The organism is Paenibacillus farraposensis (assembly GCF_020736845.1).
Lineage (GTDB): Bacteria > Bacillota > Bacilli > Paenibacillales > Paenibacillaceae > Paenibacillus > Paenibacillus farraposensis.
This window is the reverse complement of record NZ_JAFFQR010000003.1, coordinates 34,233-56,346: the sequence shown is the minus strand read 5'-3', so window position 1 is coordinate 56,346 and position 22,114 is coordinate 34,233. Positions and strand designations below refer to the sequence as shown.

At 46.4% G+C, this 22,114-nt stretch carries 24 protein-coding genes, 1 tRNA gene, 1 rRNA gene and 1 riboswitch; of the genes, 17 read left to right on the top strand and 9 right to left on the bottom strand.

Features of this window, described 5'->3' with window-relative positions; genetic code table 11:
• Positions 1 to 186 precede the first annotated feature (186 nt).
• The 11 genes from rrf to JO375_RS00270 all read left to right on the top strand — a co-directional run bounded on the left by rrf (position 187) and on the right by JO375_RS00270 (position 9,016).
• Positions 187 to 303 (top strand): 5S ribosomal RNA (gene rrf, locus JO375_RS00320).
• Positions 304 to 641: 338 nt separating this feature from the next.
• Positions 642 to 2,099: an IMP dehydrogenase gene (gene guaB, locus JO375_RS00315; protein WP_229522613.1), complete on the top strand. Its 1,458-nt coding sequence runs from the start codon at positions 642 to 644 to the stop codon at positions 2,097 to 2,099.
• Between the two features lie 254 nt (positions 2,100 to 2,353).
• Positions 2,354 to 3,742: a D-alanyl-D-alanine carboxypeptidase family protein gene (locus JO375_RS00310; protein WP_229522609.1), complete on the top strand. Its 1,389-nt coding sequence runs from the start codon at positions 2,354 to 2,356 to the stop codon at positions 3,740 to 3,742.
• Between the two features lie 132 nt (positions 3,743 to 3,874).
• A complete protein-coding gene (pdxS, locus tag JO375_RS00305; RefSeq protein ID WP_229522608.1) occupies positions 3,875 to 4,756 on the top strand; it encodes a pyridoxal 5'-phosphate synthase lyase subunit PdxS in 882 nt (293 codons plus the stop codon).
• 17 nt (positions 4,757 to 4,773) lie between these two features.
• A complete protein-coding gene (pdxT, locus tag JO375_RS00300; RefSeq protein ID WP_229522607.1) occupies positions 4,774 to 5,340 on the top strand; it encodes a pyridoxal 5'-phosphate synthase glutaminase subunit PdxT in 567 nt (188 codons plus the stop codon).
• Positions 5,341 to 5,376: 36 nt separating this feature from the next.
• Positions 5,377 to 6,660, top strand: a complete 1,284-nt coding sequence (serS, locus tag JO375_RS00295) for a serine--tRNA ligase (protein WP_229522606.1) — start codon at positions 5,377 to 5,379, stop codon at positions 6,658 to 6,660.
• 84 nt (positions 6,661 to 6,744) lie between these two features.
• Positions 6,745 to 6,833, top strand: a tRNA-Ser gene (locus JO375_RS00290).
• A gap of 140 nt (positions 6,834 to 6,973) precedes the next feature.
• Complete coding sequence (locus JO375_RS00285; RefSeq protein WP_229522605.1) at positions 6,974 to 7,315, top strand: hypothetical protein; 342 nt, start codon at positions 6,974 to 6,976, stop codon at positions 7,313 to 7,315.
• 25 nt (positions 7,316 to 7,340) lie between these two features.
• Positions 7,341 to 7,511 (top strand): hypothetical protein, encoded by a 171-nt coding sequence (locus JO375_RS00280; protein ID WP_007428073.1) that lies wholly within the window; start codon positions 7,341 to 7,343, stop codon positions 7,509 to 7,511.
• A 71-nt stretch (positions 7,512 to 7,582) separates the two neighbouring features.
• Entirely contained in the window at positions 7,583 to 7,738 is a 156-nt protein-coding gene (locus JO375_RS00275; protein ID WP_229522604.1) for a small acid-soluble spore protein P, read from the top strand.
• 201 nt (positions 7,739 to 7,939) lie between these two features.
• Positions 7,940 to 9,016, top strand: coding sequence for a hypothetical protein (locus tag JO375_RS00270; RefSeq protein ID WP_229522603.1), 1,077 nt, complete (start codon positions 7,940 to 7,942; stop codon positions 9,014 to 9,016).
• A gap of 111 nt (positions 9,017 to 9,127) precedes the next feature.
• Here the strand turns inward: JO375_RS00270 and JO375_RS00265 are convergent, their stop codons facing one another.
• Both JO375_RS00265 and tadA read right to left on the bottom strand, forming a co-directional pair.
• Positions 9,128 to 9,694 (bottom strand): GNAT family N-acetyltransferase, encoded by a 567-nt coding sequence (locus tag JO375_RS00265; protein ID WP_229522602.1) that lies wholly within the window; start codon positions 9,692 to 9,694, stop codon positions 9,128 to 9,130.
• Between the two features lie 42 nt (positions 9,695 to 9,736).
• Positions 9,737 to 10,285, bottom strand: a complete 549-nt coding sequence (tadA, locus tag JO375_RS00260; RefSeq protein WP_229522601.1) for a tRNA adenosine(34) deaminase TadA — start codon at positions 10,283 to 10,285, stop codon at positions 9,737 to 9,739.
• Positions 10,286 to 10,613: 328 nt separating this feature from the next.
• Between tadA and JO375_RS00255 the strand changes: the two genes are divergently transcribed.
• Positions 10,614 to 12,890, top strand: a complete 2,277-nt coding sequence (locus JO375_RS00255) for a PAS domain S-box protein (RefSeq protein ID WP_229522600.1) — start codon at positions 10,614 to 10,616, stop codon at positions 12,888 to 12,890.
• Positions 12,891 to 12,940: 50 nt separating this feature from the next.
• The gene (rluF, locus tag JO375_RS00250) at positions 12,941 to 13,642 is read left to right on the top strand and encodes a 23S rRNA pseudouridine(2604) synthase RluF (protein ID WP_229522599.1); all 702 of its coding nucleotides are present in this window, start codon (positions 12,941 to 12,943) and stop codon (positions 13,640 to 13,642) included.
• 136 nt (positions 13,643 to 13,778) lie between these two features.
• On the opposite strand, the gene JO375_RS00245 is transcribed toward rluF, so the two are convergent.
• A complete protein-coding gene (locus JO375_RS00245; RefSeq protein WP_229522598.1) occupies positions 13,779 to 14,606 on the bottom strand; it encodes a flagellar motor protein MotB in 828 nt (275 codons plus the stop codon).
• A complete protein-coding gene (motA, locus tag JO375_RS00240) occupies positions 14,599 to 15,393 on the bottom strand; it encodes a flagellar motor stator protein MotA (RefSeq protein ID WP_229522597.1) in 795 nt (264 codons plus the stop codon). The genes JO375_RS00245 and motA overlap by 8 nt, the downstream gene beginning before the upstream one ends.
• Positions 15,394 to 15,579: 186 nt before the next feature.
• Between motA and JO375_RS00235 the strand changes: the two genes are divergently transcribed.
• On the top strand, positions 15,580 to 15,873 hold the full coding sequence (locus JO375_RS00235; protein ID WP_229522596.1) for a hypothetical protein: 294 nt from the start codon (positions 15,580 to 15,582) through the stop codon (positions 15,871 to 15,873).
• A 120-nt stretch (positions 15,874 to 15,993) separates the two neighbouring features.
• Complete coding sequence (locus JO375_RS00230; protein ID WP_007428083.1) at positions 15,994 to 16,293, top strand: 4a-hydroxytetrahydrobiopterin dehydratase; 300 nt, start codon at positions 15,994 to 15,996, stop codon at positions 16,291 to 16,293.
• Between the two features lie 75 nt (positions 16,294 to 16,368).
• Here the strand turns inward: JO375_RS00230 and JO375_RS00225 are convergent, their stop codons facing one another.
• From JO375_RS00225 to JO375_RS00210, 4 genes are all read right to left on the bottom strand, one after another.
• The gene (locus JO375_RS00225; RefSeq protein WP_229522595.1) at positions 16,369 to 16,875 is read right to left on the bottom strand and encodes a GNAT family N-acetyltransferase; all 507 of its coding nucleotides are present in this window, start codon (positions 16,873 to 16,875) and stop codon (positions 16,369 to 16,371) included.
• 305 nt (positions 16,876 to 17,180) lie between these two features.
• A complete protein-coding gene (locus JO375_RS00220; RefSeq protein WP_229522594.1) occupies positions 17,181 to 17,681 on the bottom strand; it encodes a C40 family peptidase in 501 nt (166 codons plus the stop codon).
• A 4-nt stretch (positions 17,682 to 17,685) separates the two neighbouring features.
• Positions 17,686 to 17,824, bottom strand: a riboswitch (cyclic di-AMP (ydaO/yuaA leader).
• 274 nt (positions 17,825 to 18,098) lie between these two features.
• Positions 18,099 to 18,923, bottom strand: a complete 825-nt coding sequence (locus JO375_RS00215; protein WP_229522593.1) for a hypothetical protein — start codon at positions 18,921 to 18,923, stop codon at positions 18,099 to 18,101.
• Between the two features lie 11 nt (positions 18,924 to 18,934).
• Complete coding sequence (locus JO375_RS00210; RefSeq protein ID WP_229522592.1) at positions 18,935 to 20,947, bottom strand: M1 family metallopeptidase; 2,013 nt, start codon at positions 20,945 to 20,947, stop codon at positions 18,935 to 18,937.
• Positions 20,948 to 21,072: 125 nt separating this feature from the next.
• Here JO375_RS00210 and JO375_RS00205 point away from each other — a divergent pair, with 125 nt between their 5' ends.
• Both JO375_RS00205 and JO375_RS24895 read left to right on the top strand, forming a co-directional pair.
• Positions 21,073 to 21,579: a YwhD family protein gene (locus tag JO375_RS00205; RefSeq protein ID WP_229522591.1), complete on the top strand. Its 507-nt coding sequence runs from the start codon at positions 21,073 to 21,075 to the stop codon at positions 21,577 to 21,579.
• A 118-nt stretch (positions 21,580 to 21,697) separates the two neighbouring features.
• The gene (locus JO375_RS24895) at positions 21,698 to 21,775 is read left to right on the top strand and encodes a helix-turn-helix domain-containing protein (protein ID WP_377532002.1); all 78 of its coding nucleotides are present in this window, start codon (positions 21,698 to 21,700) and stop codon (positions 21,773 to 21,775) included.
• 183 nt (positions 21,776 to 21,958) lie between these two features.
• On the opposite strand, the gene JO375_RS24890 is transcribed toward JO375_RS24895, so the two are convergent.
• Positions 21,959 to 22,048: a putative holin-like toxin gene (locus tag JO375_RS24890; RefSeq protein ID WP_377529376.1), complete on the bottom strand. Its 90-nt coding sequence runs from the start codon at positions 22,046 to 22,048 to the stop codon at positions 21,959 to 21,961.
• Positions 22,049 to 22,114 lie beyond the last annotated feature (66 nt).

Here is a 22,114-nt window from a genome sequence, read left to right as displayed (position 1 = left end):
TCGAGGGCTTATCCTAAGAATAGAACGCAAGTGGAGTTTCGGATCCAGTTTTCAGGGTGTAACACCTTGAAAGTATGTAGGACTATATACGGTATGTAGAACTACATACGAATACGTTCGATTTTCATACACGCAGGAGCGTGGTGCCGGAAATCTGTACGTTAGAATGGATGAGATCCATTCATGTTTGGTGGCGATAGCGGAGGGGTTCCACACGTACCCATCCCGAACACGACCGTTAAGCCCTCCAGCGCCGATGGTACTTGGACCGCAGGGTCCTGGGAGAGTAGGACGCCGCCAAGCAACAAGCAAAGAGGACCGTGATCTCGATGAGATTGTGGTCCTTTTTCGTGTATGGCCAGATTATAAAATTACTTTTATGCAGCTTACCCAAGTCGGAAATATACAATTGGGAATGTCGCAATTTTTTAAAAATGCTTATTCCCAAGGATTGTCCTCCATAGGAGTACACTTGTTTATACAGGGAGATACTAAGGCTTGAGGCTGTTGATAAAGGCTTGACACCCCTATACTGCTTTGCTAAGATTGCAATTAATATATTTTTAGAGAGCCTTGATTTGTCCGTATCGGACAGACAACAAGACCAATACAGACTAAACATTTGAAGGAGGATCATCTTGGTGTGGGAAGATAAATTCGGTAAGGAAGGCCTTACCTTTGACGATGTTTTGCTGGTGCCTCGTAAGTCGGAGGTTCTGCCTAAAGAAGTAAGCGTAGCGACTCGGTTGAGTGATAACGTGAAGCTGAATATTCCTTTGTTAAGTGCTGGTATGGATACTGTTACTGAGGCAGTATTGGCAATTGCCATGGCACGTGAGGGTGGTATTGGTGTTATTCATAAGAATATGTCGATTGAACAGCAAGCGGGAGAAGTGGATCGGGTTAAACGCTCGGAGAGCGGTGTTATCACTAATCCATTTTCATTGACTCCAGATCATTTGGTATCTGATGCCGAGGCAGTGATGGGCAAATATCGAATTTCTGGTGTACCTATTGTAAACGAAGAAAACAAGCTGGTAGGTATTATTACGAACCGCGATCTTCGCTTTATCCACGATTTTAATCTTAAAATCAGTGAAGTAATGACGATGGAAGAATTGGTAACTGCTCCTGTAGGTACGACTTTACAGGAAGCAGAAATTATTTTGCAAAAGCATAAAATTGAGAAGCTTCCTTTGGTCGATGAAGGAAATTACCTCAAAGGACTTATCACCATTAAGGATATTGAGAAAGCAATTCAATTTCCAAACGCAGCGAAAGATACACAAGGGCGTCTTCTGGTCGGTGCGGCTGTAGGCATTTCCAAAGATACATTTGAACGGACTGAAGCGCTTGTAAAAGCTGGTGTGGACTTGATTGTAGTAGACTCTGCTCACGGTCATCACATTAACATTATCGAAGCCGTTCGCAAGCTGCGTAGTACTTACCCGGATTTGACTATTGTAGCTGGTAATGTAGCCACCGGTGACGGAACGCGTGAATTGATTGAAGCAGGAGCTTCGGTTGTAAAAGTCGGAATTGGGCCAGGCTCTATCTGTACAACACGCGTAATTGCTGGGATTGGGGTGCCACAAATAACGGCTATCTATGACTGTGCAACCGTTGCACGGGAGTATAATATTCCGATTATTGCAGACGGCGGTATTAAATACTCTGGCGAGATTACAAAAGCTATTGCGGCTGGCGCTTCGGCGGTAATGCTCGGAAGCCTCTTTGCAGGTACGGAAGAAAGTCCTGGAGAATCCGAAATTTATCAAGGACGTCGCTATAAGGTATACCGGGGTATGGGTTCAATGGCTGCGATGAAGCAAGGGAGTAAAGATCGTTATTTCCAAGACGACGATAAGAAGTTGGTACCAGAAGGCATTGAAGGACGTGTTGCCTATAAAGGTCCACTTTCTGACACTGTCCATCAGTTGCTGGGTGGTCTTCGCTCAGGTATGGGCTACTGCGGTACAGCAAATATTGAGGAGCTTCGCAACGATACAAGCTTTATCCGCATAACAGGTGCAGGTCTGCGTGAAAGCCATCCGCATGATGTGCAAATCACGAAGGAAGCACCAAACTATTCTCTATAGAGTTCGGTTGTAATAGACTTGACGACAGGCAGAGCGCAATTCACTCTGCCTGTCTTTTTTTAGAGATACCCCTGTGATAGAATAGACAGGTGTCCGTCTTGTTACGAGCACACTCATAATAGGTCTGAACTTAGTAGCTAGATTCAATTAACGATATGACACTGAACTTTAATTACATTGCCTGGCAGAGGCTATAACCGCCGCCCGTTATACATAACGGATCGGGTTAAGGTATGAGAGGAGTTTGTATTCATTTGAAAGCGAACAATCAAAAGCAAAAAAGTAAACGCAGCATGATTAAGAAGAGCGTAACTGCGGTCATGGTGCTTAATATGATGTATATGTCGGCATTGCCTGTAGTCAGCCATTTGGATCCGACCGTGGCTACTTTTGCTGCCGGAACAACTACAGCGTCGATGAATATTGTCGGAACAGGCTCTGTTAACCCGCCTAGTCTGGCACTACGTTCAGCCATTCTGATTGAGCCTTCCACAGGGCAGGTGCTGCTGTCCATGAACCCGGATGAGCCGCTTCCGCCTGCCAGTATGACTAAAATGATGACTGAATACATCGTGGCTGAGCAGGTCAAGCAGGGCAAGCTCAAATGGACCGATAAGGTTACGGTTAATGATAACGCTGCTCAGAGCGTCGGATCGCGTATTTTTTTGGCTAAAGGTGATCAACATACGGTAGAAGAGCTGTATATTGCCATGGCGGTAGGTTCTGCTAATGATGCAACGGTAGCCTTGGCCGAGCGTGTATCCGGTACGGAACAGGATTTTGTTAAATTAATGAATGAGACGGCTCAGAAAATGGGCATGAAGAATACGTATTTTATCAACGCCACAGGCTTGGACCGTAAGGATATGCCAGAAGCATTCCAGCCCAATACTGATCGGGAGACGGTAATGTCAGCAAGAGATGCAGCGATATTAGCTAGTAATATCATTAAGGATCATCCGGATTATAAACGGTTTACGACGATTCAATCCTACAAATTCCGCCCGACGGATAAGGCGCCGATTGTTAACTACAACTGGATGCTGGAAGCAAATAAAAACATAACTAACTTCAAAAAGTTCGCTTATCCGGGACTGGATGGAATGAAGACGGGTCATACGAGCAATGCGGGTAACTGCTTTACGGGAACGGCCGAGCGCAACGGAATGCGTCTTATCAGTGTAGTTATGGGAGCAGATTCTGAACCCCACCGTTTTACAGAGACGGCCAAAGTACTGAATTACGGGTTTGATAATTTTGAAGTAAAGCAGGTCGTGGCACCAAAGACTGTAGTTAAAGGTGTAGAGAACGTGCCTGTCACCAAAGGTACAGAAACGGAAGTGCCTGTCGTGACGAAGGATGCAGTAAGTTTTGTAGTACCTAAGGGCGCAAGCAATCCTAAGGTAACCTTTACAACTAACATTACCCCGGCAAGCTCACTCGTGGCTCCTTTGAAGCAAGGGGCAAAAGTCGGAACGATTACGTATACGTACAAAACGGATGGCTCCGATAAAGGCCAGGTCAAGACGGTAGATCTGATTACGACGACGCCAGTAGAAGAGGGCGGCTGGTTCCGAATGCTTTTCCGCGCAATTGGCCATTTCTTTGGTGAATTGTTCCAGGGGATTAAAAATCTCTTCTAGTTTACGATAGAGTGAGCCGAGATTTTTTTATTCTTCGTACTTATTTGCGGCTTGAAATGATTGTGTATTTGGCATCTGTGCGGTAGAATATTAAGTTAGAATCTAAACGTAACCCTTACAGGAGGCAACGATATGGAAACGGGAACATCGCGTGTAAAAAGAGGTATGGCAGAAATGCAAAAAGGCGGCGTAATCATGGATGTCATGAACGCTGAGCAGGCTAAAATTGCAGAGGCAGCAGGTGCTACAGCCGTAATGGCTCTTGAACGGGTGCCTTCGGATATCCGTGCGGCCGGTGGTGTTGCCCGTATGGCTGACCCGACGATTGTGGAAGAGGTTATGAAGGTTGTTTCTATTCCCGTTATGGCCAAGGCTCGTATCGGTCACTATGTGGAGGCAAAGGTGCTGGAATCTCTTGGTGTTGACTATCTTGACGAGAGCGAAGTGCTGACACCTGCGGATGAAGTTTTTCATATCGATAAGCGTGAGTTCACCGTTCCTTTTGTCTGCGGAGCTAAGGACTTGGGAGAAGCACTGCGTCGTATTGGAGAAGGTGCATCTATGATCCGGACCAAGGGTGAGCCTGGAACAGGCAATATTGTTGAAGCTGTTCGGCACATGCGCTTGATCAACGGTCAAATTCGCAAGGTGCAGAATCTGTCGAAGGACGAGCTGTATGCTGAAGCTAAAAACCTCGGCGTTCCTTACGAGCTGCTGTTGGAAGTGCATGAGCACGGCAAGCTGCCAGTGGTAAACTTTGCAGCGGGCGGGGTAGCAACACCTGCTGATGCCGCATTGATGATGCATTTGGGCGCCGATGGCGTATTTGTAGGATCAGGTATTTTCAAATCGGACAGCCCTGAGAAATTTGCGCGGGCCATTGTGGAAGCGACTACTCATTATAAAGACTACAAGCTGATTGCAGAAGTATCCAAAAATTTGGGCACTCCTATGAAAGGCATTGAAATTTCCAAGCTGGCATCGCATGAACGCATGCAGGATCGCGGTTGGTAAGGAAAGAAGGGACCGGCATGAAAATTGGAGTATTATCGCTGCAGGGCGCTGTGGCTGAGCATATTCGCAGTGTTGAATGCGCAGGTGCTGAAGGTGTGGCGGTGAAAAAGATCGAACAGCTCGATGAGCTGTCCGGTCTTATCATTCCCGGCGGTGAAAGCACAACCATCGGCAAGCTAATGCGCAAGTATGAATTTATAGATGCTATACGTCAGTTTTCTGATCAAGGCAAGCCTATATTTGGTACCTGTGCGGGATTAATCGTGCTGGCCAAACAGATTCAAGGACAGGAAGAAGCACACTTGGGGCTGATGAATATTACAGTATCACGTAATGCCTTTGGTCGCCAACGGGAAAGCTTTGAAACAGATTTGAACATTAAAGGCATTGAGGAACCGGTACGTGCAGTGTTCATACGCGCGCCGTTAATACAGTCGGTTGGTGCGGGAGTAGACGTGCTGTCTGAATATAACGGTGAGATCGTGGCGGCCCGTCAAGGGCACCTGCTAGCTTCATCCTTCCACCCGGAATTAACAGATGACTACCGGTTACATCAGTATTTTGTGGATATGGTCCGCGAATAGCGGAAAGTCAGGTTTGTATTGTAGGGGGGATTACCTGTGTTAGATATAAAGATTTTACGCAACGAGCTTGGTCGGGTTGAGAAAGCTTTACAGGACAGGGGCAAATCGCTGGATCTGATTAATGGTTTTACAGATCTGGATGTAAGACGCCGTGAATTGCTTCAGGAGAGTGAAGCACTCAAAAATCGCCGGAATGTCGTATCCGGTGAAGTAGCCAAGCTAAAGAAGAACAAGGAAAATGCGGATGATCTTATTGCCGAAATGCGTCAGGTCTCCGACCGTATTAAAGAATTGGATGAGCAAGTGCGCGAGCTGGAGGTTCAGATCGACGAACAAGTGATGTCCATTCCGAATATTCCAAATGAAACTGTGCCGGTAGGTGCCTCGGAAGAGGATAATGTTGAAATCCGTCGCTGGTCGGAGCCGCGTGAGTTTTCCTTTACGCCCAAAGCGCATTGGGAATTGGCGCAGAACCTGGACATTCTTGATTTTGAGGCCGCTGCTAAGGTAACCGGCTCTCGTTTTACGTTTTACAAAGGGCTGGGAGCACGACTGGAGCGTGCGCTGATTAACTTTATGATGGATCTGCACAGCAGTGAGCATGGGTACGAAGAAATGCTCCCTCCGTACATTGTGAATGGTGACAGTTTGTATGGAACAGGACAACTTCCGAAGTTTGAAGAGGATTTGTTTAAACTGCGTGATACCGAGTACTACCTCATTCCTACAGCTGAAGTTCCGGTAACGAACTACCACCGCGAAGAAATTATGAATGCGGAGCAGCTTCCAAAGTATTATGTGGCATACAGCTCTTGCTTCCGTTCAGAAGCTGGATCAGCTGGACGAGACACCCGCGGTTTGATTCGTCAGCATCAGTTCAATAAGGTAGAAATGGTCAAGCTGGTGCATCCGGATACCTCCTACGAGGAATTGGAGAAGATGACGAATGATGCTGAGCGTGTTCTACAGCTCCTTGGGCTTCCATATCGTGTGCTGGCACTTTGCACCGGGGATATGGGCTTTACTGCTGCCAAAACGTATGATTTGGAAGTATGGCTGCCTGAGAGCGACATGTATCGTGAAATTTCTTCATGCTCCAACACTGAAGACTTCCAGGCGCGCCGTGCGAATATCCGGTTCCGTCCAGATTCAAAAGCGAAGCCTGAATTTGTACATACGCTGAACGGCTCAGGATTGGCTGTAGGGCGTACGGTGGCTGCTATTTTGGAGAATTATCAGCAGGAAGACGGAAGCGTCATGATTCCGGAAGTGCTACGTCCATACATGCGAGGCGTTGAGGCAATTACTCCCAAGCATTAATCGTTGCATTTGTAGAAAGTCTGTGGTAAAATAAATTTGTTGCGCCTGAGTTATTGGTAGGAGCAGCTTATCGATTTACCACTTGGAGAGGTACCGAAGCGGTCATAACGGGGCGGTCTTGAAAACCGTTAGAGTGCAAGCTCACATGGGTTCGAATCCCATCCTCTCCGCCATATGATAAAATAACCAAGCCATTCAAATACGATAGCTGATACATTGGCCTTTAAGGCTAGACAGAGATCGTAAGGAATGGCTTTTTTGTTGTATAAAAAACCTGCTTTTTTCACACGTTATCAGATGTGGAGGTGCTGGCATGAATCGAGAAATGACAGTAGATCAGCAAAAGCTGGTAGAAGCTTGGCAGGAACAACTGCCGATTCTTTTAAATTCAGGAGATAAAGCACAGGTGCAGGCAGATGAGGCAGACAGCCGGGCTATCCGAATCCACATTGAGGTAGAGGGCCGCCAAATGTACTCCTTCGACTTTGCATGCACCTATGTCGATTCCCGGGAAGTGCAGGTTAGCTTGATCGATGTAGAACAGGATGGGAAGACTGTAGATGAACGAACAGATATCATCCAACAGTTGGTGTCCGATTACACTCGGCATATTCATCAATGTGCCCAGACGTTACAGTCGTTGACGCATTCATAGTTATGGAGGATGGGGGTAAGGTTACATGACAAAAGCCAAAAACGGACTGGATAAGAACCTGTCCAACATTGTAGATGATTTGGAGCAGCGTCCAGTGAATAGCCATCAGGCACAACAGGTGCAGCAGGATCGGAATGACCGCCGTCATCAAGATTCACTAAATCACGATAAAACGGAGGACCTGCACCATCTATAGTCCTAATTAAAATGGAAATATACGGATTTTATGATGAATTAGCGTAAAGACTGAGAACGGAGGATGCATAAATGGGCAAGTCTAAAGTCATACCTGTCCCCGAGGCACAGGATTCCGGTGGAGGAAACGAAAAACGTGAGCGTAATCATCAGCAGGAGCCGCTGTCCGGCTCTAAAAAGGTGAAACAACGAAATCACGTCTCTCATCACAACAGAGAAGGGTCATAAGCATATAGACTTTTTTCCTAAAAATATATTGCATAATACAGTACACCCTGGTTAAGAGCCGGGGTGTCTTTGTGCTTATTGTAAGAAATTTTTCCAATAAGTATTTCGTTGTTTGAGAAAATGCGGTAAAATAAAGAGAGTGTGTATTTTTTTATTTACACTATAAAAAGGGGTTAATTACGAGAGGAGAGAATCTACACCATGAGTAAAAAGTTGACCGTCCTGGTACTCACGATGGTGCTGCTTTTAACGGTAGCCCTGGTAGGTTGCAGCAAGAAGCTGGAACCGAAGGAAGCAATTACGACCGGTACAGCAAATGCAATGAAGTTGAACTCTTATGAATCCAAAAGTCAATTCACAGTAAAAGATCTGACTATTACATCTGCTTCACTTCCAGGTGAGCGAAGCACAATGATAACAAATATGCTGAAAAATGCAGACATTACTTTGGACGGCGTATATCAAAAGGAACCTTTCCAATCTGAAATGACCTTGGGCATTCATTTGAAAGGTGACCTTTCCACCAGCTTTACGATTCCAATGGTAATGACTAAAGATAAACTATACGTTAAAATTCCGAATGTTCCATTTTATCCGCTTCCACAGGATGTTGTAGGCAAATTCCTGATTGTCGATCCACAAGAACTGGCTAAGAAATCCGGACAAGAATTCAACCCTGCAATGATGGATCAGGCAAAATCGCAAAAATTTGCGAACGAAGTGATTGCTGCAATTATAGGCGATTACGATCAAGCTACGTATTTCTTTAATATTGATCCTAAAGATGCTAAATTGCCACAAGGCGTTGAAGCTAAACAAGTGGTTCAATTCAAAATTACGAACGACAATGTGAAGCAAGCATCGAATACATTTATTACCAAGTCGCTTCCGAAAGTCCTGGATATCATGTCCAAGGACGAATATGCTAGCATGCTGCAAGTGAAGAAGGAAGAGCTGGCTGAAGCCAAAAAAGAACTGCAATCCAACACCAGTGAAGTGAGTAAAAAACTGGATGAACTGAAAAACTATTTGACCGTGAAACAGTTTGACATGAATACAGCTCTGAATAAGGATAACATCCCTGTATACCAAGACCTGAATGCAAATGTGGAACTGAATGATCCAACCACAAAAGATAACGTAAAATTGTTTGTAACGGGCTACTCGCAATACAGCAAGATCAATGAGAAAGCAACATTTAAAATAGGTATTCCAACAGACGACCAAGTCCTGACAATCGAACAATTGCAACAAAAAATGCAAACTGTTGCTCCTTAAGTGTGAAATAACGGTCTGCAAGTAGCATCATCAAGTGGTATAGGAAAACCGCTCGGCTTAACGCCGGGCGGTTTTTTGTATACTGCTACTGTGTTTACCCTGTGCTGTCGTTCAGGTCTGCCACACGTTATCCTCAGCTAAAAGTCCGAACATCTGGTGATCCTGCCAGGTTCCCTGGATTTGGACCAGCTTGCGGGCAATACCTTCTGGCTGGAAGCCGCATTTTTTCAGCACACGCTGTGAACGTTCATTATGCAGGAGTGTTCCCGCCTGAAGACGGTGAAGGGATAGGGCACGAAAGGCATATTGTATGACTAACTTCAAGGCAGCGGTCATATGGCCACGCCCCTGTTCCTGTTGATCCATCATGTAGCCGATATCGGCAAATTGCCCAACACCGCGTACCAGATTGGAAATGGAAATATAACCGATAAGTCGCTCTTCCTCTATGAGGAAGATACCGAATAAGTATCCTCGATCCTCCTCGGCTTGACGCAGCCTCTGACGGATGTAGTCCTGTTGTTTCTCCAAGGTGAAAAATGAATCCTCGTACCGCGGCTCGTACACCGCGTGGGAATCCCTGTTTTGGAGCCTGAGGGCGAGAAGGGATTCACTATCCTTCAAGCCAAGCGGGCGTAGAAAAATGCCTTGTGGCGTATTGTACAAGCTCACAGACATAAGCTGATCTCCTCCCAATGGGAATTTAGCAATCAGATGCAATCATGACCGATCAGGACTATGCGAAGCAAGAGTTCCAGGTTCTCCTCCTAAGGATGAAGACGGAGGAGAAGACAACTTCGCAGCCGCTCGCTTTTGACGGAGATCTCGAAAAAAATTCGTTAGCAATGAAGCGCATTCCTCTTGAAGCACGTCACGGGTCACCTCTGTACAATGATTGAACCGGGGCTCCTGTAATAGATTCATCAGCGTGCCTGCGCAGCCAGCCTTGGGGTCTGTGGTACCGTATATCAAATGGGGAACCCTTGACTGCACAATGGCTCCGGCGCACATCGGACACGGCTCCAAAGTGACATACAGCCTGCAATCCAGCAGACGCCAAGCACCCAGATGCTCGCTAGCCTGACGAATGGCAATAATCTCGGCATGTGCAGTCGGGTCTGCGCCAGTCTCGCGCAAATTATGACCGCGGCCTATGATTTCATTATCTTTTACGATAACAGCTCCGATGGGGACCTCACCCAACGCTTCCGCCTTATACGCTTCCTGAATGGCTTCTTTCATCCAATAGGCGTGATCCATAATGGTCACTGGGAAATGGCTCCTCTCCAACGTGGAATTATCCAACGAACAAGTATTCCGTTGTTAACATGATGTGAATAAAATTGTGGATAACACTTAATTTGTCCACAAATCTATCCACAGTTCACAATATGATCTGTGTATTTGTGGACTATTTGTGGATGATTATCTTATTCCATTGTAGGCAAACGTCCGAATATTGACAACACGATTCACTTGGCGTGTATTTATGAGTATCCGGGAAATGTAAATGCTGGTATCATAGGCGTTATTACGGTATCATTGAGTTAGCAATTGCCAGTAATCGCCAGCATACGGCAAGAGGTGAGAAATTAGTGTGTCAATAAAAATCAAAATTACGATTATTTTGTCGGGGTCCGTTTTATTTATCCTTTTATTGAATATTGCACTTAATTATTATACGACCCACGAAAATTTAAGAAGTGACAGCGAAACGAAAATGGTTCTGACCGCTAAAATCATCGGAGAAGCCATTGAACAAAGCAGACATAGCTGGGAGGCGGTTGACAAGCAGCTTGGCTATAACCTGTGGCTTTCTGCTAAATTGGTTGCCAATCAGCTCGGCCCTGACATCCAAGACATTCAGCAGAAACAACTTCAACAGTTGGCCACACTTCATAAGGATATTAATATTTCATTGATGGTTCGCGATGGAGAAGGGTATAAAGTTGTCAAATCCTCAAATCCCAAGGAAATAACATCCTCCAATCTAGCGACTGGGCACTGGAAAAATGCAGTCGATCAATTATATGCGTATGGACAGGCAACAATAGGGCAAGGACAGAATCTGGATCATTTTTGGACCGGGTCATTTGATTACACAGGTTTAGACACCTCGAATGTTAATAAATGGGGTTTTTATTATGACCAAAAACGCAACTACTTAATTCGAATTTCATTTCAAGAAGCTACAGTGCAAAATTTTCAATCCATCCTGAGCCCTGATGAGATCGTAAAACAGACTCAGCAGGTGGATTATCGCATCATGGAGATCACAGGGATTAACCCTGCAACCTTCGGTGGAGCTACGATGGACAAGCAGGGGAACGATTGGAAGTACTATTATATGTACAACAAACCTATCCAATTCGGCACCTATCAACTAGCTAGAGCGCAGGAGGACCGTTTGGCCGTGTCCAAAGCTATTCTCTCCGGGGAGAGTATTGTACAAGATTGCTATATTAAAGGAGAACGGGTTCTCGTCAGTTACATACCTTTTTATCCAACTAACCGTGAAGCCTATGTCATCCGTATTGTTATGAATTATGATACAATCACCTCTGTGATTTCCAAACAATTGATCAGCTTAGTTGCCATTTCTATTGTCCTTTTGGAGGTTATCATTATCGGCAGCTATGTGCTAGCCAGTCTATTCGTACGCCCCATTCAATCTATTTTGGAAAAAGTGAACGAGATGGCCGATGGGCATTTTGATACGCGACTGGAAATCAAGGGTGGTCATGAGCTTGCACAGTTGGGTGAACGTATCAACGCAATGGCCTACAATCTGGGTGTGTATACCCGGAGACTTGAACAGATGTATGAGGAGAACCGTTCTGTGAAAGAGCATCTGGAATCGGTTATTAATCAAACAGCCGATGCGATTCTTGTGACTGACCAGGAGGATCGTGTTGTTCGGGTCAATCATGCATTTGAAACGTTGTATGGCTGGACCAAGAAGGAATTGGTCGGACGCAAGCTGGAGTTTGTACCTCCGCAGCAACAGGCGGAATATGAGTTGCAGAAGAAGAGCCTGCTTCAAGGTGAGAGCATCGTGTCGATTGAGACCCTTAGAATGCGTAAGGATGGAAGTACCGTAGAGATTAGTATGAGCACATCGCCTATTCTGGATGAAGAGGGAAAGATTTTGGGCTTTATCAGCGTCTCGCGCGACATTACAGGGCGCAACCGGATGGAGGAATTGCTGCGCAGATCAGAGAAGCTGACGACAGTAGGACAACTGGCGGCAGGTGTAGCGCACGAGATTCGAAATCCGCTGACTACGCTGCGCGGCTTTCTCCAGCTACAGCAGCAAAATCAATCGCTGAATTTGAAGCACAATGATATTATGATGTCTGAACTGGATCGCATTAATTTAATTGTTAGCGAGTTTTTAATATTGGCGAAGCCACAGGCTGTTCATTTTCAGAAAAAAGATGTTCGTTATATTGTGAGTGATGTTATTTCTCTGCTTGATAGTCAGGCGCATCTGCTGGGTATTGTGTTTAACCTTCAGCTCACGGAAGAGCCTGCTCTGGTGTACGCTGAAGGAAATCAGTTAAAACAGGTATTCATTAATTTACTTAAAAATAGTATGGAAGCTATGGGTAAAGGCGGTACGATCACGATTCGTTTGTTCTTAGAGGGAGAAAACGTTAAAATCTTCATACGGGATCAAGGGACAGGGATTCCCGCAGAGATGCTGTCCAAGCTGGGCGAACCTTTTTTCACAAACAAAGAGACAGGTACAGGACTCGGACTTATGGTCAGCCAGCGTATTATACAAAGTCATAAAGGCACACTGGATATTGAGAGCACGGAGGGAGAGGGAACCACGGCCCTTGTGCAGCTTCCGATTGCCAAACCTGAGTAACGGATAAGACGCAGGAGGAAACGTAACAGTAGAAATGGAGGGTACACAGGTTGCGCATTAACAAGTTTATCAGCGAAACCGGTTTTTGCTCGCGTCGGGAGGCGGACAAGCTGGTAGAGAGCGGCCGCGTGACGATTAACGGTGAAGTAGCCGTGCTGGGCAGTCAAGCGGAGGAAGGCGATGACGTTCGTGTGAACGGCAAGCCACTCCGCGAGAAGTCCGATCACGTATATATTGCATTGAATAAACCGGTGGGAATTACAAGCACAACGGAGAGCCACATCAGAGGCAATATTGTCGATTTTGTAGGACACCCGCAGCGGATCTTTCCAATCGGACGTCTGGATAAGGACTCAGAGGGCCTCATCTTGCTTACCAATGATGGAGACATTGTGAATAAGATTTTACGGGCCGAAGGCAAGCATGAAAAGGAATACATCGTAACGGTGGATCGTCCCGTCACATTATCCTTTGTACAGGGGATGTCCAGTGGTGTGAAAATACTCGGTCAGCGGACACTGCCCTGTGAGGTGACGCGTGTATCCGAGCATGTATTCCGCATTATCCTGACGGAAGGGAAAAACCGTCAAATCCGACGAATGTGTGCTGCCTTTGGCTATGAAGTCCAAAAGCTGCAGCGCCTGCGGATTATGAATATCCGATTAGGATCGCTTCAGAAAGGCGCCTGGCGTGACCTGACAGAGGCTGAAAAGCGGGAGCTAGGCCAGATGCTCAATTATACGCTTAGCTAGCCCAGAGGGGCTCCTCATAGCTTACAGACGATGTCCATCGTAATAGGACATGGTCAGCTGCTGGAAGCGCAAAATCAAAAGGCACCAGCTGCATAGAAATGCGGCGGTGCCTTTGCTTATATAACATATGCATTTATTACTCGTTACTCGCACTTGAGGTAGGGCTAATAACCTGTGTACCGTTCTGATATTTGCGAAGAACGGAAATCTCAACGCGACGGTTTTTAGCGCGTCCCTGACTGTCCTGATTCTTGGCTACTGGGCGATATTCGCCATAACCGATAGATACAAATTTGGTTGGATCAAGCTGCTGATTGAGCAGCAGTATCCGCAAGAAATTGAGTGAGCGCTTGGCGCTCAAGTCAAAGTTGGACGGAAACTGGCTGTTGGAGATGGGCACATTATCTGTATGACCCGATACGATAACATCATAGCCAGGAAATTGCTGCAGCATGCCGGAAATGGACTTAGCCAGCTTTCTCGCCTCCGGCTTTACTTCGGCCTGTCCTGATGCAAACAAAGCATTATCGCTAATGGTGATCATCAGCTGAGATTGGTTCAGTCTGGTATTCAGCAGAGTAGTCAGGCCGTTATTTTGAATGTATTGATCCATTTGCTTTTTAAGCTTTTTCAAATCTTCTTCTTCCCGCTGGGCAAGCTGTCTTTGCAGCTCAGAAGTGGAAGTAGCTTTAGATTTTGTGGGTTGGGTTACCTGTTCTTTATTTTTCCCCATATCCATCGATTGTGACGACGGGTTAGCAGCCGATTGATCCAGTATGCCGGTACCACCGTTAAAGGCTGCAGTCAAGGATTGAGCCATCGTTTCAAATTTTTTGGCATCAAGCGAGCTCATACCGAATAAGACGATGAATAATGCGAGCAGAAGGGTCATCAAGTCGGAATATGGCAACAGCCAGCTTTCGTCAGCATGTTCTTCATGCGGTTCATGTCTTTTTTTACTCACTGGAGTCGCCATCCTTCTGGCCCATACTAGCGCGTTCGGTAGGAGTTAAGAAGATCGCCAGCTTTTGGCTGATGGCAATAGTCGAGATGCCCGATTGAATCGAAAGCAAGCCTTCGACCATCATCAGCTTCAGCTCAACCTCTTTTTTGGAAAGTCGTTTCAGTTTATTTGACATCGGATGCCAAAGGACATAACCGGTAAAAATACCAAGCAACGTCGCAATAAAGGCTGCAGCGATGGCGTGAGACAGTTTTTCCATGTTACTAAGGTCGGCCAAGGCCGCAATCAGACCTACGACCGCACCGAGTACCCCCAGAGTAGGAGCGTACATCCCGGCTTGGGAGAAAATCAGCGCGCCGGCGCGATGTCTGTCTTCGGTAGCGTTAATGTCTTCCATTAGCACATCGCGTACGAATTCCTGATCATTACCATCAATGATCATACGCATACCTGTACGCATAAAGGGATCGTCGATCTCTTCGACCTTGGATTCCAGCGCGAGCAGACCTTCACGACGGGTAATCGATGCCCAATTGGTAAACGTGCTGATGAGCTCCTTGCGATCCAGCAGTTTCTGCTGGGTGAAAATAATTTTAAACAGCTTAGGTACCCGTTTAAGTTCTTCCATCGGAAAAGCCATGAATATACTCGCTGACGTTCCGACAAAAATAATCATGTAAGCAGCGGGATTGTTGACCAAGTTGACGACTGGCGCGCCCTTTAGGATCATCCCGACGACCAGTGACACAAGCCCGAGCACAAGTCCAATAATGGTTGAAATTTGCATGATACACCTCATCCATGAGAATAGAATTTGAATCCTTTCATGCCGCCGGGGTCGTCCTTGCCCCAAGCGCGTCATTATGAGACGGATTATAGTATTTATCGACAAAACTCTCTTTTTTGTTAAGGGCGAATTTCCGGTATAATAAGATGATATGTATTGAATGGCGGAAGAATTGGAGGAAAACGCATGGGAGTGAAGCATGGGCGGGAGTATGAACAAATTTTGAACGAATTGACAGAGGCAGTAGGTCACATTCCAGACAGCTATGAATTTTTCGAAATGGATGCAGTGGATTGGGACAAGCTGGACCCGTCGGGACGGCGGGAAGTCAATGAAGCACTGGCGGAAGATTTGTTTTATGCGCTCGGCACAGAGCCCGTAATTGCTGTAGGCAGCGGCGTTATGATCTATAAGCCGGATCAGCATCAGATCTATGTCCTCATTGGAGATGAAGAGTTAACGTCGGTTCCTTTAATTTGAAGGCCGGCTTATGGATTTATCAACGGGGCCGTGGTAATATGTACACCATTATACCGTAGTTTCGGCCGCGCTCAAGCGACTGAAAAAAGGCTTCCGTATTAAATAGGGAGGAATCGTAACATGCCTTTTACACAAGAAGAGATTGAAGCACACCTAGAGAAACTGGAGGGCTGGGAACTGGAGGAAGGACGTTGGATCGTTCGGAAATATAATTTTTCCAGTTTTATGAAAGGGATTGCATTTGTGGATGAAGTTGCCGCTATATCTGAGGCATTCAATCATCATCCTTTTATTACGATTGACTACAAGACTGTGACCCTGCGTTTGACCTCATGGGATGATGGCGGTATTATGGCCGTGGATATTAAAGAAGCTCAACAATATAATGAAGCTTTTGAGAAAATGCGCAGCAGTCATTGATCGCGTGATGACCTGCCGATGATAAAAAGCGCCTTCGCTATACAACAAGGTAGTTGTATAGCGAAGGCGCTTTTATCATCGAGTCCGAGTCTGCTGTTGGGGACGATATACCATACAATGGAACGGCTTTTTGCCATCGGGAGTCTGGCGTTCATAGGTATCTGTAAGCTCAAATCCAGCTGCCTCGTAGGCCCGGATGGCACGCCCATTCCAGGTGAGTACCTCCAGGTCAATCTCATTCTGCGGATTTCGCCTTCTGGCTTCCTCGGCAATCACGCGGACAAAATCAGAGCCTCTGCCTTGCCCGCATCTTTCGGGATGCATTCCAAGACCCAGCCGGGTTACACCAATCATAGGGAAATATTGAGCAAATCCGGTCAGTGTGTTCTCCTCATCCAGTATGGCAACATATTGTTCTTGGCGAAGTGTGGCATTTCCAAATTCGACTTCAAGCGCCTTCATTTGGTCCCAGGGCAGCCAACCATATATATCGTAGGGTGGATCATAATGCCATTCACAGATTGCGGCCGCATGATACTCGTCCATCGGTACGATCCGGAAATTTGAAATTGAGGCTGGCATGTCTTACCACATCCTTTTGCAGGTACTTAAACTATTAACAACAGATTGTAGACAGGTAATCGAGGAATGGCAAGGTGTTTATTTCAGGTCTAAGTCGGATATAAATTTAATAAGAAGGATTTACTGCTAATGTTGCTCCCCCTGGCGATAACAGTAAAACCGGCGATGTTCGCCTAAAATTGAAACTTTTTTGGGTTTCAGTTCGTAAGTAATCAAATAACGGTTGCTGATGTGGAGAACATAAAAAACCGCAATTCGATCCAGTCAGAATCAAATTGCGGCTAAGTTCAATTGCTGTTGGGTCGTTATTCTACGTTGTCGTCATCAGGAGTTTCAGAAGCAACGGTATGGTACGCGTCTGTGCTCATAATTCTTTTTGCACCAACATAACGGTTAGCATAATAACTTTCGTTCAGTGAGCTAATTATCACACCGCGTGAAGATGAGGAATGGGCAAATTTCCCTTCACCCATGAAGATGCCTACATGGGAAATGCCTCTCCCTGTGGTATTAAAAAACACCAGGTCTCCAGCTCTCATTTCGTCGCGGGATACGGAAGATCCCATTTTGAATTGTGATCCAGATTGATGTGGCAGTTTAATTCCCAATTTGTTAAATACATACATTGTAAAGCCGGAGCAATCGAATCCGTCGAGTGTAGTGCCTCCGCTTCTGTAGCTCGTTCCTTTGGCATCCTGGATGACTTGGTCCATCTTAGAGTCTGCAAATACACTGCCGCCACCCAATGTAAGAGATGTAAAGGCAATGGCAAGACCCATAGCTGCGATCGTTAGCTTCTTTTTCAAAAAAATATACCCCTTCCAACGCCTACGAGGTTAGCTTAAGGATTCGGTAGAAGGTTCCCCTATGATCACTCTGTTGCGAGATCAATTCACCCAAACTTGGTTCCCCCGCTTCCTAGGTGCCAGGAATTAGGCTTAACTTATGATGTGCACCTTGGAGAGCAGTATTCACGATAACGACTTTTAAAATAAAGGTTACAATAAAGATTACAAAGTTGTTACTATCAGTTCACTGCGATTATTGTAACAAAGTCGGCTGGCTTTGGCAAATGTTTCATCGCAAAAAGTTACAAAAAAAATCTGCCTCTGACATCTCAGGGGCAGATTATGTTAATAGTACTTGGTTAAATGACGTTTTTGAGGGAATGCACAGGGGTTCTTCGACAGCTCAAAAAGAGAGGAGACGCATACAGGGTGAGCTCAGCCTCTGGAGATGTCGGAATGCCATAGCTGATACTGTGAGCTGATATGCCACAGCCTGACCAGACTGGTAACAAAATGATACGATTGCTGGAGAATAAGTGCCAGCATCCCCGTCCAAATCATCGCCACAGTGCCAAATAGGCCGAAGACCAGCAGCACACAAGCGCCGAGCGAAAGCGAGATGCCAACGGATGGAAGAATCTGGCGAAAGAAGGCAAGCAGAGATGACAGTATGGTATGACCACCGACGGTGCCCAATTGCATGTACAGGATGCACTGCCGGATGAACCAGCCGTATGCGATCCATCCGACAGCATAGGGCAGTATATGCAGCAGATAAGAGGGGGATTGCAGCGCTCCTGCTGCAATAGGGTAGAGCCTCGGTATCACCCAGATAGCAGGAAGCAGCAGCAGCCCCAACTCGACGATATAATAGAGCATCGACGACAAGCCGTGACGTTTCATCCCGCGGAAAAAGGACAGACTTTGCGGCTCAGTCGTATGGGTGTGCAGACTTTGATATATTCCCGCTCTAATAAAGGGAGTGATCAATATACGCAGCACCGTCGCCCCCAGCAGCAGCCACAAGTATATATGCACTTCCCGGTTGTCCATTAGGGCTATCTGGCTTTCCAGCCAGAACAGAGTCTGGCCCAGCTCATTGTGCCCCTGATCGGGATAGCGCAGCAGCAGAGGGGTAACGGCGGATTGTACCAGCCGATAGAGAAATACTCCCCACAGCAGCCGATACAGAAATAAAATAATGACAATATAAAATTGTATGCGCACAAGCGCCCAGCCTTCTTTTATAACCGTCCGCATTTATAGACACCTCACCATGACAGACTACCAAGCAGTGTCTCCAACAGCTTGGTTACACTTATGCTCCAACGGGTTTGCTGCTTTTCGCTTAGTTCAGCCTTCAGGTTATTATTGATATGCTTATTCTCCAGCGCAATGGTATACAGTGGATCAAGGGTCACGTATGAAACAGGAGAGCTGCTTTTGATCCGATACGTCGTGCTTTTCTCTGTGCCATTCCAAGCCTTGAATATCGTAGTGCCATCCTTGAAGGTAAATTGAACGGGAATTTTGGGATAATCCGCGCCTTTTTTGCTCAGTGTCACGACCGCTTCGTATCCATTCTTCAGCTTATGGCTTGTGATGCGATCTACCGAAAAATCCGCCATCTGGCCGTCATATACATATTGCTCAAAATAGTGGCTCCAGGAGCGTCCGGTGACTCTCTCAACAATACGTTGAAAATCCTGTGAGGACGGATGTTTGAAACGATACGTCTGAACGTAGGTGCGCATAATGCGATCCATTTTTTTCATGCCTACCTGGCGTTCAATCCCCCGTAGCACCAGCTTGCCCCGGGAGTAGGCATTTTGCCCATATTCAACTGAGGAGCCATACTTCCATGACTCGCGGTTTAGCGGTTGTGGAGATGCTATCTGGCCCGCCTGTAGCGGCAGGTTAGGGTTGATCCCGTATTCCTGCTCCATGAGTCGTTCTTCTGCATAAGAGGTGAAGCCTTCATCCAGCCACGGTTCCTCAAACTCATTATTGGCTACCATCCCGTAGAAATATTGATGCGCAATTTCGTGAACCACTGTCCTCTCCAGGTTATAACCGGGATTCAGGTCATCTGCGGCGGCGGCCGTGATCAGTGTCGGGTATTCCATACCGCCGGCGCCACGGCCCGTTTTGGGGGGAACCACAATGGACAGGGTGGAATATGGGTAAGGCCCGTACCATTTGCTGTAGTATGAAAGGGCGGCCTTCGCTGCGCTTATATAGCGACCCTTTAGCTCCTTGTGCGACGGATCAAGGTACAGCTTGATTTTGACACCAGGCACTTCATCAGTAGAAAAGGGCTCTTCTACCGTTGCAAAGTTGGGTGAGGCGGCCCAGGCAAAATCGTGCACATCATCGGCATAAAATTGATATATTTTCTGTCCGTTCTGTCGGACTGCTCCACGTGTTGGAAAGCCGGTCGCGGCTACGATGTACGTTTCAGGCACTCGAATCCGTATGCTGTAAATTCCGAAATCAGCATAAAACTCGGAGTTGCCGTGATATTGGTGGAGATTCCAGCCTTCCTCGGCTCGTCCGCGCTGTCCTGCGGTTTCATAAACGCTGAGTTTGGGAAACCACTGCCCTGCCATTACAAAATCATCTGTTACCCCCATCCGTGCGAAGATGGCAGGCAGCTTCACTTCGAACTTCATATATAGTGTAACTTCTTCGCCACCCCGTACCGGCTTGGGTAGACGTACCTTCATAAGCGAGCGGTCGTCTGCGTTGCCGTCATCCGGCTGTACATACTGCGTACGGTGCATAAGGGATAAGCCATCCTCCGTTTTCAGCTCGGTCAGCGTCATGGAGCCGAAGCCGTTCTTGGGCATGGTGTCCCCGCGCAGCTTGCCTCCGGATTCCTTCATAAAGGTGGTTTCCATGGAAGAAAAGGCGTTCGGGTATAGATGAAGATACAGATCGTTCACAGTTTTCTTGCCCGGATGCTTCCAGGTCAGCATCTCTGTGCCTCGTAAAATGCGCCCTTCTTCGAGGGATACATCAATGTGATACTCCACCACTCGTTTGCTGAGGATTTCACTAGCGGACTGTGAAGGATTCCTGGGCAGCTCAGCCGAGATGTTTGCCCCTGGAGGCTTGCCCATATTTGGCGCAAGCGCAGACTCAGATGGGGAGCCGTATGATGGTTTGCCTGTGAATTGCGGATCGAATTGTGATTGCGGCTGCCAAGCCAACCATAACGTCCCTGCGAGAAGACCGAGGGCTAGTGTAGACAATAAAATGATTTTGGTGCGTGCTGGGGTCATACAATGGATACCTCCCGTTGACAAGCATCTACAGCATGTATATGTTTGCTTTCGGAAGATTATTAGTTAAAATATTTGTAGTGTAAAATAGTGTGTGAAGACGGAAAATGGAGGCCTAGTAACGCATGAGTGAAAATCAGCCGGACGGCAAAAAACAGATTGCACTGAACATTGTCAGTGGCAAGAGTAAACATAAGGGCTTCGGTGCAGGCTCAATTGATCTGAACAGCATGTCCCCTGTTATCATTGACCGGGGAGAGGCAAAAATTGATATGGGTGCCATGCATGCCAAAAGCAAAGTGGAACGTGGAATCAAGTTCTCTACGAATAAAGAGGACGTACCGAACGGACGCCAGGTATGGCTGGTATGGGTAGCCGTGGACCGCACGCCTGAAGGACGTATGTACGGCGGCGCGACAGCCTGCGAGATGCTGATTGATGACGAAGCCAAACGCGGCTGGAAGATTCTCGCCGATCACGTCAATCGTATGGACTACGCGCTCAAGCGACGGTTCATGCTGGATGATCTTGGGAGTGAGGAAAAAGCAGCGCTCAAAAGCCTGCTGATTTCGCATAATCAGGAATGGTGGGACGCTTCGCCAGAGGAATTGAAGCAGGCGCTGGAAGGATAAAGTGGATAAACATAGTAATAATATTTTAAGAAAGTAGCCGCTCTATTGGCTGCTTTTTTTAATACGATGGATATTGCTAATAAGAAGTTACTTGAGATTATAATAAAAAAAGTGGTAATTGGAAACCTTATTAAAGCTTTGTGATGCTTTCAATTCTAAGCTTTCAGACCTCATAGAATATGTACCAAACAAGTAAAACAACGAGGAAACCCGTTAAATTCTTGAAGAGAAAAACTGTATTTACGTTATAAAATGAGCTATACTGAGATAAGAATAGTAAAAGGAGCCGTGCGCTAACACGACTCCAGTATACAACAGCTGCTTAAAGAGCAGTCGGCAGTAGGTTCCAACGATAGACCGTTACCTTGGGGAGGGCGGTCTATTTCTTAAGCAATGCCAGAATGAACATGCCAAACATGATCATTAGGGAAATTGCGTCTATTTTTGACGAGAAGAGTAACGAGTGCATATACTTAAAACAACCTGACTGAGATAAACGTGATCTTAGTAGGTTATTTTTTGTCAAAAATATATG